Genomic DNA, 13816 nt, shown 5'->3' with positions numbered 1-13816 from the left:
CTAACCTCGAAAAAACCTCGGTAAGTGCCGATGAACTTCAGGTTCCCTGCGGAATTTCTTTCTCCCGTATTCCCCCCACTACTGCGTCGAACGGACTGAAACCCGCGTAGACTATGCCCGTCCATCCACCTCGCTTTCCACTATGATGCCGCCTTTTTTTAAAGGAAAAGCCCCCCTGTCGTCACCACTAATCGCCTCTAATCAGCCGAAATATTTTATTTTTACTCTTCTAAAAAGATTTGTTATTAAGGCGCTCTTCTGAACGATAGGAACGAAGGTCCTTATTCCTTAATTATAGACAAGTAGTGGCCGCTCCAATACCTCTCCCCTGAAAAGAATAAGAACAATCAGCGGCGGCAGGCCGTTTGGGGGTGGAGGTACACTGCGGCGTCTTCCGTCCCGGTCAAAATCTTCCCGGTGGGGAAGGAGGGAGAAAAAGATTCCGCAGGAACTTTTTCTGCCCGGATTCCCCACCTGCGACAACCTAAATTCCGGGACGGAAGACTCATCCCCTCCCTCTCACCACCCCAATCCCGGCCACCCCATCCGCGTTCTTATTTTTCAACAATCCCTGCCTCGGTCAGTTTTTGAAGAGACATAAGGATCCCAAGTTTCGCATGATACCAGGTCAGTCCGCCCTGGAAAAACACGGAATACGGCGGCTTAATCGGCCCGTCGGCAGACAGCTCGATGGAGGAACCCTGGATGAATGCTCCGGCTGCCATGATGACGGGGGAATCGTAGCCGGGCATGTCCCACGGCTCCGGCGTCACGTAGCTGTCTACGGGTGCGGCGGCCTGGATTCCCTGGCAGAATGCGATGACTCCCTCAGGTTTTCCGAAGGTTACGGCCTGGATGATGTCGTGGCGGGATTCCGTTCCGTTTGGAACAACGGGAAAGCCCAGCTTTTCATAGACATTGGCGGCAAAGACTGCTCCCTTTAATGCGCCGGCCACTACGGTCGGAGCCAGGAAAAGTCCCTGGAAAAGAGACTGGTTGACGCCCAGGCTGGCGCCTACTTCTCTTCCAAGGCCCGGTGAGCCGAGACGGTAGGCCGCTTTTTCGATGCACTCCCTGGTACCGGCAATATAGCCGCCGATGGGGGCAAGGCCGCCGCCCGGATTTTTAATCAGGGAACCTACTACCATGTCTGCGCCCACATCACTGGGCTCGATGCGCTCTACGAATTCTCCGTAACAGTTATCCACCATGCAGATAAGATCCGGTTTGATTCCTTTGACAAAGGCAATCAGTTCTCCGATTCTCTTGACCGAGAGCGTCGGCCTGGTGGCATAGCCTTTCGACCGCTGAATCGTTACAAGTTTCGTCTTTTCACCAATGGCGGCTCTGATTGCGTCGAAATCAAAACTTCCATCGGGAAGGAGATCTACCTGGCGGTAAGTAATTCCGTATTCCTTCAGGGAACCGTTCGACGGCCGGATACCGATTACTTCCTCAAGCGTATCGTAGGGCTTTCCAACCGGCGATAAAAGTTCATCGCCCGGGCGCAGGTTGCCCGCAAGAGCCGTATAGAGGGCATGGGTCCCGCAGGTGATCTGGGGGCGCACCAGGGCGTCTTCCGTGTGGAAAATATCGGCGTAAACCTGTTCTAGCGTCTCTCTTCCCAAATCATTGTAGCCATATCCCGTCGTACCGGCAAAATGGATATCGCTGACCCTGTTCTTCTGCATTGCGGCGATTACTTTTAACTGGTTATATTCCGCGTTTCGGTCTATCTCCTCGAAGCGCTCTTTCAGTGAGGCCTCGACCTCGTTTCCGAAATCAAGCACTTTCCGGCTGATTCCAAGACCTTCATACATCTCTTCTAATTGCATTGTCCTGTTCCTTTTTCCTTTCACTGCATGTCTTCTGTACTGTTTGCTGCATTATTTTCATAACATGCATTCTGTGTATTATCCCGTCCCGTTTCCAGACGGTACTCGGATATGATATGCTCAAGCACTCTCTCCCTGTCGTTGTCAAAGTCGGGCAGGTTCAGCCACCGTACGCCGCGTTCCCGTTTAAACCAGGTGAGCTGGCGTTTGGCAAAATGGCGCGTATCGCGTTTCAGGATGTAAACCGCATCTTCCAGGCTGCAGTTGCCATCCAGATAATCGAGGATTTCCTTATAACCAAGACCCTGCATCGAAACCATCTGTTTTGTCAAACCCATGGCCTTCAGGGATTTCACTTCCTCCACAAGTCCGTTTTCCATCATCTGGTCCACCCGGCGGTCGATGCGCTCATAGAGCAAGTTCCTGTCGGTATTGACAACATAGTAGAAAAACTGGTAGGGGGATTCTTTCCCGCGTTCTTCTTCATTGTGGGCAGATATTTTTTCACCAGTCTGCCGGTGGAATTCCAGGGCGCGGATCACTCTTTTTATATTGTTTTCGTGAATAGTGGCCGCCGATTCCGGATCGGCCTGTTTAAGCATCGCATGGAGAACGGCCGGGCCCTTTTCGCGGGCAAGGGCCTCCATCTCTTCCCTGAAAGTGCCGTCCTCCTCGGTTTCCGTGAAATCGATGTCGTACAGAAGGGCCTGGATGTAAAATCCCGTTCCTCCGGCAATAATCGGCACGGAACCACGTGAATCGATTTCCTCCAGCGCTTCCTTCGCTCGTTTCTGGAAGGTCACCACATTGAATTCTTCGGAAGGCTCCAGGATATCGATCAGGTGATGGGGAACTCCACGCATCTCCTCTTTCGTGACTTTCGCAGAGCCGATATCCATATGGCGGTAGACCTGCATGGAATCTGCGCTGATAATCTCTCCTCCTACCCGCTCGGCGAGACGGACGGACAGGGCGGTCTTTCCTACGGCCGTAGGGCCTGTAATAATAATTAACGGTTTCTTCATATGATAATTTTCCTGTATATGCGGTAGTTTTGTTGATAGGAAACGGAACTCTTCAAACTCTGTTTGTTCCGGAAGAGTTTCACAGTAACGCTCCATCAGGTTGACATAATATAATTATGTCAACCTGATGGCGGTTTCTAAACGATGCGCTTGAATTTCTTTTCCAGTTCATACTTGCTCATGGTAATGATGGTTGGTCTGCCGTGAGGGCAGGCATATGGATTTTCCAGCTCCAGCAGTTCGTCAATCAGTTTGTCGGCTTCCATGGCCGACATTGCGTGGTTGCCCTTGACCGCCGCCTTGCATGACATGGAGGCAATCTTTTCATTGATAATATCGGGCGTGCCCTGGTCGACTCCGTCGGTCAGGCCGTCTATCATCTCCATCAGCAGCTCTCTTTTTGCAATGGAAAAAAGATTGGCGGGAACCGCCCTTACTGCATACTCTTTACCGCCGAAATGCTCAATCTCAAATCCGACCGATGTAAAATGGTCCATGTATTTCTTAAGCATCAGCTCCTCATTTCCGGACAGGGTCAGGATAATCGGAGGATTAATTAACTGTGAAGTGTACTCGCGCTTTTTCAGTGAGGCGATTGTCTTTTCATAGAGAACCTTCTCGTGGGCCGCGTGCTGATCGATAATGTAGAGGTTGTCATGAAACTGCACAAGCCAATAAGTGTCGAAGAGCTGGCCGATCAGGATGTGCTCGGAGCGGGCCTGCTTTGTAAGCAGCTTTTCTTCAAATAAATCAAGCTGCTTCGGCGCGGCCTGTGACAGGGTGTCTGCCGCCGTCTCTGTTTCAGGGCGCAAATCGGAGAGTGAATCCGATCCGGTATTCGGTTCCGGCTCAATAGTCTGCTCTGGTCCGATACCGCATTCCGGTTCATTCTCTGTATCCGGCTTTGCGGAAGAGAATGAAACCGGGGCGTCCGTCCGTCCCGAATAGGGGGCGGCTTCATCTGCAATCACGGGTGTCCTTACGGAGAGCAGATCCCTGATATCCCTTCCGGTCAGACCGGAGGAGCCGGAGAAACCGGAGGGCCTGCCGCCCGCTTCCGGCGCGGCCTGTTCACTTGCTGCTGCGGCTTCGAGGGCGCTTGTGAGATCCGAGGCTGCCGCCGATTGAATCAGGGATTCCGCCTGCAGTCTGCGTTTTTCAAAAGGTTCGGGCCGGTTCTCCCTGAAAATAACGGGTTTGAGTCCCCTGGATGATGAGGCGCCGTAAGGCATTCCGTCCTGCGTCCGGCTGTTCTGTGCCCGGCCGTTCTGATGTGACCCGCCCATACCACGGTCTTCCTCCGCTTCCTGGTGTTCATCATTCTTCCCGCCAGGCGGATTTACACCGGGCAGTTCCACCTGCGGAATCAGTTCCTTTTGCGACAGAGCCATTGAGATGGTATGGTACACCATCTTATAGACCATCTCCCCATCCCTGAAACGCAGCTCCATCTTGGCCGGATGGACGTTGACATCCAGAAATTCCGGCTCAATCGTAAACTGGAGCATGGTAAAAGGGTATTTGTGCTGCATCATAAAGGGCTTGTAGGCATCCTCTATCGCCTTGTTAATAAGGCTGCTTTTGATATATCTGCCATTGATAAAATAGTTTTCATAATTGCGGTTTCCCCTGGCAATCAGGGGTTTCCCGATATAACCTTCCACCTTCACCGGATCCGCCCCCGACTCCACCGGAAGCAGATTTGCCGCAATCTCGCGGCCGAATATCGTGTAAACAATGTCCTTCAGGTTGTGGTTGCCGGAGGTATGGAGCTTACTCTGCCCGTTCTGGATAAGTCTGATGGAAATCTCGGGATGGGACAGGGCGATTTTCTCCACCAGATCGGCCACATGGGCGCCCTCCGTCATCGGGGTTTTCAGGAATTTTCTCCTGGCGGGCGTGTTGTAGAATAGGTTTCTCGCTATGAAGGTGGTTCCCTCCGGCGCGCCCACCTCTTCCAGGGAAATTTCCTCTCCGCCCTCTATCTGATACCTGGATCCGGACATGCTCCCCGTCGTCTTTGTAATGAGTTCCACCTGGGCTACGGAGGCAATGCTTGAAAGAGCCTCACCCCGGAACCCTAAGGAGGCCACGGTAAATAAATCCTCAACCGTCCTGATTTTACTCGTCGCGTGGCGCAGGAACGCAAGCGGAATCTGCTCTTTTGGAATTCCGCAGCCGTTGTCCGTAACCCGGATCATAGAAAGGCCGCCGTCGCGTATCTCAACGGTGACCGCCGTCGCTTTGGCATCGACGGCATTCTCAAGAAGTTCTTTTACAACGGAGGCAGGACGTTCGATCACCTCTCCGGCCGCTATCTGGTTAATCGTATTCTGATCCAATACTTGAATGTTTGCCATCGTTTCGCCTCCTTATACTAATCCTTAATGATGATTATTACTGCTTGCTGCTCCATCTGTTTCTCAGGCGTGACTGCATCTTGTCGAGGGTGGTCAGAGCGTCGATGGGAGAGATTTTGTTAATTTCAAGCTCCATCAGCTCCCTGATGATGTCATCCTCGCTTACCGTATCAAAGATAGACATCTGAAGCAGATCCACCTCGTCCGGCTTGGTCAGCTTCTTCCTGACCGCAATTCCACAGCCGTTCTCGGCTATTTCCTTGGCACGGGCTGTGATGTCGGCGTCGCTCAGCTCTTCCACCAGTTCTTTGGCCCGCTCGATGACCGGATCCGGTACACCCGCCAGCTTGGCGACCTGGATGCCGTAGCTCTTGTCCGCCCCGCCTTTTACAATCTTTCTGAGGAAAACGATATCATCTCCCTGCTCCTTGACGGCAATGCAGTAGTTGTTGACTCCGCTCATCGTGCCTTCCAGCTCCGTCAGCTCATGGTAATGGGTGGCAAACAGGGTTTTGGCGCCCAGAATCTTGGTGTTGCTGATATATTCCACGACGGCCCAGGCAATGGAAAGGCCGTCAAAGGTGCTCGTTCCGCGTCCGATCTCATCCAGGATGAGAAGGCTGTTCCTGGTCGCATTCCGTAAAATGTTGGCGACCTCGGTCATCTCCACCATGAAGGTACTCTGGCCCGACGCCAGATCATCGGATGCTCCGACTCTTGTGAAAATTCTGTCGCAGAGACCGATATCGGCCTCGTCGGCAGGAACAAAACTGCCGATCTGCGCCATCAGCGTGATCAGGGCCGTCTGTCTCATATAGGTGGATTTACCCGCCATGTTGGGTCCCGTGATGATGGAAACACGGTTTTTCCCATTGTCCAGATATGTGTCGTTGGCCACGAACATGCCGCCCGACATCATCTGCTCCACCACCGGGTGGCGTCCGTTTTTAATGTGGATAATTCCCTTCTCATTGACTGCCGGCTTCACATAATTGTTTCTCACCGCCACTACGGAGAGGGAGGCCAGGACATCGGTAAGGGCGACGGCATGGGCCGTCTGCTGGATTCTCTTTACTTCCCCGGCAACGCCGTCTCTAACCTGGCAGAACAGTTCATATTCGAGGGAGTATAGCTTGTCCTCCGCCCCCATAATCACGTCTTCCAGTTCTTTTAAACGGTCCGTTGTATACCGTTCCGCATTGGTAAGAGTCTGTTTCCTGATAAAATAATCGGGGACCTGTTCCTTAAAGGAGTTGGTGACTTCAAAATAATAGCCGAAAACTTTATTGTATTTGATCTTCAGGTTTTTAATGCCCGTCTTTTCCTTCTCCGTCTGTTCCAGTTCGGCCAGCCACGTTTTTCCCTCCGTCTTTGCATGGCGCAGACGGTCCGCATCCTCCTGGAAGCCGTCCTTTATGATGCCGCCGTCCCGCACCGATATGGGCGGATCATCGACGATTGCGTCGTCAATCAGCTTTTTTAAATCCTCCAGCGGGTCGAGCTGCTCTTCTATCTCCTTCAGCATCTCTGCGCTGAATTCCTTCAGGATGTGTTTGATATGCGGCAGCATTTCAAGGGAATTTCGAAAGGAAATCAGGTCGCGCGGGTTAGCCGTTTTATAACTGATACGTCCTAAGAGCCGTTCCAGATCATAGATCGGATTCAGATATTCGCAGATTTCCTCCCTGGAAATATAGTTCATATTCAGCTCTTCAATCGCGTTCTGGCGTTTCAGGATTTCATCTTTATTGATCAGCGGCTGCTCCACAAAGGAACGGAGCATTCTGGCTCCCATAGCCGTTTTCGTCTTATCTAGTACCCAGAGCAGGGTTCCCCTCTTCTGCTTTTCACGCAGGGTCTCGATCAGCTCCAGATTGCGTCTTGTGGAAGTGTCGAGCATCATAAACTGCCCCGTCGTATAAGGGGTGATTCTCGTCAGGTGCTCCAGCGAGTTCTTCTGTGTCTCATAGAGATACTGGAGCACGGCCCCCGCTGCGATGGTGCCCGTCTCGTAGTCGTTCAGGCCAAGACCTTCCAGGTGCTCTACATGAAAATGATCCCGCAGAAGTTTTCTGCAGAATTCATCAGAAAAGAACCGATTATCCAGATCCGAAATAACGACGCGCAGTCTGTTTTTCAAATCATCTAAATCGATTCCCGACATGTAAAATGCTTCATTGCATATAATTTCAGAAGGAGAAAATTTGTAAATCTCATCGATCAGGTTCCGCTCCGATTTAACCTCGGTCACCAGATAATCGCCGGTGCTGACATCGGCTACGGAAATTCCGAATACGCCGTCGGTGTATACAATGCCCATCAGATAATTGTTCTTCGACTCCTCAAGAGCCTGGGAATTGGTGATGGTACCCGGCGTAACGACGCGGATTACTTCCCTCTTTACAAGCCCCTTTGCGGTTTTCGGGTCCTCTACCTGTTCCCCGATTGCCACCTTATAGCCCTTTTGGACGAGCTTGCTCAAATAACCTTCAAGCGCGTGATAAGGAACGCCACACATAGGTGCGCGTTCCTCAAGTCCACAGTCTTTTCCAGTTAGTGTAATTTCCAGTTCCCGGGATGCCGTTAAGGCATCCTCAAAGAACATCTCATAGAAATCTCCGAGTCTGTAAAAAAGAATACAGTCGGGATATTGTTTTTTAGTCTCCAGATACTGGGTCATCATTGGTGAAAGCTGTGTCACGTTTTAACCTCTCTTCTCTTATCTTACGACAAGCGGATCCGTCGGATCCCATGTCTGCTCAAATGAAAGCGGAACCAGTTCCGGAACGTCGAACGGTGATGCCACATTCGGGTCCTCGTAGATTGTAACCGCTGTACCAAGTGCACAGTTATCGTAAATCCATTTAGAGTTTTCTGCGGTTAATCGCACGCAGCCGAGAGATCTCGTAACACCCAGGCCGTTGTAGCCAACCGTCATCAGATCGTTGATATCCGGCGTCTCATAGGTAATGGAGTGTAACAGGAAGCCCTGTGTGATTCTCGTTGCATACTGTGTGTATGTATCATTTACCATCAGTCTCCAGCGGTATTTCTCAGGAGTGTAGAATGTTCCGATCGGTGTATCGTCACCTACGGATGTCAGCATCGCCTTCACCGGAATGATATATCCGTTGCTTCCGTCTTTTGCATAGACGGTCAGGCAGTTGAGGGTCTTGTTGACCTTCAGAAGATAGCTGCTCTGCTTTCCAATCAGCGGTTCCACATTCTGTACAAGACGGCCGTATGAGTCAAAATAGAACTTATAACCGTCTACATACTGCCATCCCGTCAGGGCGCGTCCGTCTACAAAATAGTATCGGGCATGGTCGTTGGATACCCAGCCGTTGTAGTTTGTTCCATCCTCATTCACCAGAGTGGTCGCATTCTCGGCGAGAACGAGACGGCTTGAAAGAGGCGTTACATAACGCATGGCGTCGCTTACAGGTCCCTGGGCTCCCTTCGGCACAAGCATTACCTCAATGCCGAGAAGCTTTTCACCGATATCGCTTGTACCGGCTACCTGGCCGTTCATGGCCCAGCCCATCTTGCCCTGGCCGGATGAGGTGGCGCTGTAATAAACATCGTACATACGCTCCGCATCGCCTGTCAGCTGAATCTGGAATGCCTCGACATAGTTGCCGTCTCCCGGAACGCCTGTCAGGCCCCCGTCGTGATACCACCACAGGAAACCGCCTGTATTCGTGTAGGCGCGGTAGGACACTCCGCCGATTCCATCGAAGTTTTTAAGATCCATGGAGAAGGCTGTAATATCGCCGGCTGATTCAAAGGTATAGTTTACTGCCACATGAAGGGAGGTATCCTCCACCGCCGGCTGTTCTGTGCCGGCCTGTTGCTGATGTCCTGCGGCTGTGGTGCCGCCCGGTCCGAAACCGGCATTGCCTGTGTTGCCCGCTGATGCCGATGGAGCGCCGGTTTCACTTGCAGGTCCCGCATATGCCGTAAAGCTTCCGCCGGCGAGCATAAATGCCGACATGGCAACTGCAAGACCTTTATAGTGCTTTTTCATAGAAAATTTCCTCCTTATTTATCCTTAAGAGTGTCCTGGGGGCCGTGATGCAGGCTGCCCATATAATAAAAGCCTTTGGACTGCTCAAGGTATACATTAACAATCTTTCCAATCAGATCCCTGCTTCCGGGGAAGTGGACGATCGTATTGTTGGAAAGCCGCCCGGTGAGATAACCCTCTTCGTGATCATCCGGTTCCTCCACCAGGACCTCCTGAACCGTGTGAAGTTCCCGGCCGCATACCTGGGCCGAAATCTCCTGGACTTCCTTCAGAAGGCGGTCAAACCGGTTCTTCACCGCTTCCTCCGGGACCTGTTCTTCCATCGCCGCGGCCGGAGTGCCGGTGCGCTTGGAATAGATAAAGGTGAACGCGCTGTCATACCGCACGGTTCTCACCACATCCAGAGTTTCCTCAAAGTCTTCCTCCGTCTCTCCCGGGAAACCGACGATGATGTCCGTGGTCAGGGAGATATCCGGGATGGCTGTCCTGATCTTCTCAGCCAGTGTGAGGTACTGCTCTTTTGTGTACTTCCGGTTCATCAGATTCAGGATACGGCTGCTTCCCGACTGAAGGGGGAGGTGCAGATGACGGCAGATTTTCTTCGAATCCTTCATCACCTCAATCAGCTCGTCCGACAAATCCTTCGGATGGGACGTCATAAATCGGATTCTCTGAAGGCCCTCAATCTGTTCCACCCTCTTAAGCAGTTCGGCAAAGGTGATGGGACGCTCCAGGTTCTTTCCATAGGAGTTGACGTTCTGACCGAGAAGCATAATCTCTACGACTCCGGTTTGTACCAGAGACTCGATCTCGCGGATGATGTCTTCCGGATTTCTGCTGCGCTCCCGCCCCCTGACATAGGGGACAATGCAGTAGCTGCAGAAGTTGTTGCAGCCGAACATGATATTGACTCCCGATTTAAACGGGTATTTCCGCTCGGCCGGAAGGTCCTCCACAATCCGTTCGGTGTCCTTCCAGATGTCTATCACCATCTTCTTCCCGTCAATTCTTTCGGAAAGAAGCTCCGCAAGCTTGTAAATATTGTGCGTGCCGAAAATAATATCGACGAAACGGTAGCTCTTCTTAAGCTTCTCCACAACTTCGGGTTCCTGCATCATGCAGCCGCAGAGGCTGATCATCATGTGCGGATTCTTTTTCTTCAGGCTGTGAAGGTAACCCAGACGGCCGTAAACGCGCTGGTTGGCATTCTCACGGACCGTACATGTATTGTAAAGAACAAAATCGGATTCTTCGCCCGTCCCTTCCGCAAATCCCGCTTCTAAAAGAATTCCCATCAGTTTTTCCGAATCGTGGGCATTCATCTGGCAGCCGAATGTGGAGATAAAGCAGGTCATCGGCCTTCCGAGCTCTTCACTCTTCTTCGTGACCCACTGTCTGCACCTGGCGATAAAATACTGCTGTCTGGCCGGTTCCGTCTCCGGAGGCAGACAGGAAAGGTCGATATTTTCGTAATCTATTGAAGTCATAAAATATGTAGTTCTCCTTGTATCTTCCATCGTTTTCATACATTAGTTAATATTACTATAATGCAGTCAAATGATCAAGTGCATTTCTTTTACGAATTTGCTCCCAATCTTACTTTTTCACTACAATTTTCCCACTTCAGGGGTATTTTTACAGGAAAATGAGGAAGCGTCTGCCACCACAGGGGAAAAATGACAGAAATGGCAATGGGAAGCTTGAAAAGCCAAAACCCTGCCGGACGTTTTGCACGCCCGGCAGGGTTCCATCAGGAACGTTACCGTCAGCGGACGGATACCACCTTGTAATCCTGATCCTCCACCGTCTTTTTAAGCACATCATCCTCCACCGGGGCGCTCAGTGTCACAACCGCGGTGCCTGCCTCATGGCTGACCACTGCTTCCGTAACCTCAGGAAGTCCTTCCAGGCATTTCTTTACCCTTGCCTCACAGTGTCCGCACATCATTCCTTCAATTGTCATTGTCTTTTCCATCATTTTTTCTTCCTTTCTTTTTGCCTTTATTTTTCTGTCCCTTCCGGCATCGTAAAGTTTAAAAAAGTTAAGCCTCAGGGCGTTTGTCACTACGCAGAAACTGGATAAGCTCATGGCCGCCGCTCCAAACATCGGGTTCAGTTTCCAGCCGAACAGCGGGTACCACAGCCCGGCGGCCAGCGGTATGCCGACCGCGTTATAAAAGAATGCCCAGAACAGGTTCTCATGGATATTTTTAAGAGTGGCCCGGCTTAAACGGATGGCTGCCGGGACATCGCTCAGGCGGCTCTTCATCAGAACCACGTCGGCCGCGTCGATGGCAATATCCGTACCCGCCCCGATGGCGATTCCGATGTCTGCCCTTGTCAGGGCAGGCGCATCGTTGATTCCGTCGCCGACCATGGCCACTTTCCCCTTCTTCTTCAGGGAACGGATCACACTCTCTTTGCCGTCGGGAAGCACGCCTGCGATTACCTCGTCAACCCCCGCCTGCCGGCCGACCGCCCTGGCGGTTCTCTCATTGTCACCGGTCAGCATTACCACATGGATTCCCATGTTCTGCAGTTCCTTTACGGCCTGCGGGCTGTCTTCCTTGACTGTATCGGCTACGGCGATAATTCCAATCAGTTTACCGTCTTTACTGAAGAACAGAGGTGTTTTTCCCTCTTCCGCCAGTCGCTCTGACGCTGTCTTCATCTCGTTTGTCACTTCACACTGGCTGCTGATAAAGGAGAGATTTCCGCCTGCTAAAGCTGCGCCGTTAAGGACCGCGGACAGGCCGTTGCCCGGGAGCGCCTGAAAGTCCGTGACTTCTCCGGCTTCCATTCCCTCTTCCTCCGCCCTTAAAAGGACTGCCCTGGCAAGAGGATGCTCACTCTTCTTTTCCAGCGCAAAAGCGGATTTGAGAAGAGCGGTTTCCGTATTCCCAGATGCCGGAACCAAATCCGTCACCCTGGGTTCCCCACTGGTGATCGTACCGGTCTTATCAAGAGCCACAATCTCCGTTTTACCGGCCTCCTCCAGAGAAACGGCCGTCTTAAACATGATGCCGTGCTTTGCTCCCATGCCGTTGCCCACCATGATTGCAACAGGAGTCGCGAGGCCGAGGGCGCAGGGACAGCTTATTACCAGCACGGAAATTCCTCTCGCCAGCGCAAATCCGACGGTCTGCCCCGCAATCAGCCAGCCTGCAATCGTGACAGCCGAAATGGCAATCACGGCCGGGACAAAGACGCCCGATACCTTATCGGCGACCTTTGCAATCGGCGCTTTTGTGGCGGCCGCATCGCTGACCATCTGGATAATCTGGGATAACGTGGTGTCCTCTCCAACCCTGGATGCCCGGCATTTCATAAAGCCGGACTGGTTTACCGTAGCGGCCGACACCTGATCACCGGCATTCTTATCGACCGGGATACTCTCGCCGGTCAGCGCCGACTCGTTGACCGCGCTGCTGCCCTCCAGGACAATTCCGTCCACCGGGATATTCTCACCGGGCCGTACCACGAAGATATCGTCTTTTTTAACCTGTTCGATGGAAACCTCCGTCTCCACGCCGTTCACCAGGATGGTTGCCGTCTTCGGAGCCAGCTTCATCAGGCTCTTTAAGGCGTCCGTGGTCTTTCCCTTGGAGCGGGCCTCCAGCATCTTGCCTACCGTAATCAGGGTCAGGATCATGGCGGCGGATTCAAAATAGAATTCATGCATATAGGCCATCACGCCGTCCATATCACCGGCCGCCTGCGCTCCGGTCATGGCAAACAGCGCATAGAGACTGTACACAAAGGATGCCCCCGAGCCTAAAGCCACCAGGGTATCCATGTTGGGAGCCCTGTGTATCAGCCCTTTGAATCCACTGATAAAGAATTTCTGGTTAATCACCATGACGACGGCCGTCAGCACAAGCTGTAAAAGCCCCATTGCAACATGGTTGTTTTCAAAAAACGCCGGAACCGGCCAGTTCCACATCATGTGTCCCATGGAAAAATACATGAGCACAATCAAAAATCCCAATGAGTAATAAAGCCGCCGTTTCAAAACCGGAGTCTCCCGGTCCTTTAACGCATCACCGGAAGCTGCCGCCGGAGCATTCTGAACCGACGCTGATTTAGACGCCGCCCCGTATCCTGCCGCTTCGACCGCCGCTATGATTTCCTGCTGCGAAGCGCTTCCCTCCACTCCCATGGAATTAGTCAGCAGACTGACCGAACAGGACTCCACTCCCGGTACCTTTGACACTGCTTTTTCCACCCGGGCGCTGCAGGCCGCACAGCTCATCCCCGTTACTTCATATTGTTCCATTTATACGGTCTCCTTTCTGTGATCTCTGATCTCTGCACGAGCAGCAGAAATAATGGATGATTTCTTTAAAATATGGCATCATACCCGTATAGGGTATCTGGCTTATATTTGAATTATATACCCTGTCAGGGTATATTGCAAGAGGTTTTTTGGGAATCTATGAAAATAATGGGTGGGGATTTAGTTGAGATGCGAGGACGCCTCTGTAGGATGGTGGACGGGGGAGTGAGAGGTTGTTTATGAGTCTTCAGTCCCGGTTTATAGGGTGTGGTGAGGGGGAATCCAGGAGAAAA

7 protein-coding genes are annotated in these 13816 nt (G+C 52.0%); all 7 read right to left on the bottom strand.

The genetic code is table 11. The features are described from left to right. Window positions 1-554: 554 nt before the first annotated feature. On the bottom strand, window positions 555-1835 hold the full coding sequence (locus tag QZT18_RS22085) for a methionine gamma-lyase family protein (protein ID WP_294151599.1): 1281 nt from the start codon (window positions 1833-1835) through the stop codon (window positions 555-557). 20 nt (window positions 1836-1855) lie between these two features. Next, window positions 1856-2860: a tRNA (adenosine(37)-N6)-dimethylallyltransferase MiaA gene (gene miaA / locus QZT18_RS22080; protein WP_294151596.1), complete on the bottom strand. Its 1005-nt coding sequence runs from the start codon at window positions 2858-2860 to the stop codon at window positions 1856-1858. A 137-nt stretch (window positions 2861-2997) separates the two neighbouring features. Then, a complete protein-coding gene (mutL, locus tag QZT18_RS22075; RefSeq protein ID WP_294151594.1) occupies window positions 2998-5220 on the bottom strand; it encodes a DNA mismatch repair endonuclease MutL in 2223 nt (740 codons plus the stop codon). 37 nt (window positions 5221-5257) lie between these two features. Then, window positions 5258-7921, bottom strand: coding sequence for a DNA mismatch repair protein MutS (gene mutS / locus QZT18_RS22070; protein ID WP_366925953.1), 2664 nt, complete (start codon window positions 7919-7921; stop codon window positions 5258-5260). Window positions 7922-7939: 18 nt separating this feature from the next. Then, window positions 7940-9247: a L,D-transpeptidase gene (locus QZT18_RS22065; protein WP_294151592.1), complete on the bottom strand. Its 1308-nt coding sequence runs from the start codon at window positions 9245-9247 to the stop codon at window positions 7940-7942. A 14-nt stretch (window positions 9248-9261) separates the two neighbouring features. After that, complete coding sequence (gene miaB / locus QZT18_RS22060; RefSeq protein WP_366925952.1) at window positions 9262-10734, bottom strand: tRNA (N6-isopentenyl adenosine(37)-C2)-methylthiotransferase MiaB; 1473 nt, start codon at window positions 10732-10734, stop codon at window positions 9262-9264. Window positions 10735-11012: 278 nt separating this feature from the next. Then, on the bottom strand, window positions 11013-13523 hold the full coding sequence (locus tag QZT18_RS22055; RefSeq protein WP_294151587.1) for a heavy metal translocating P-type ATPase: 2511 nt from the start codon (window positions 13521-13523) through the stop codon (window positions 11013-11015). Window positions 13524-13816: the final 293 nt, after the last annotated feature.

Source organism: uncultured Clostridium sp. (assembly GCF_900547735.1).
In the GTDB taxonomy this organism is placed as follows: Bacteria; Bacillota; Clostridia; order Lachnospirales; family Lachnospiraceae; genus Otoolea.
This window is presented reverse-complemented; position numbering and strand designations above follow the sequence as displayed.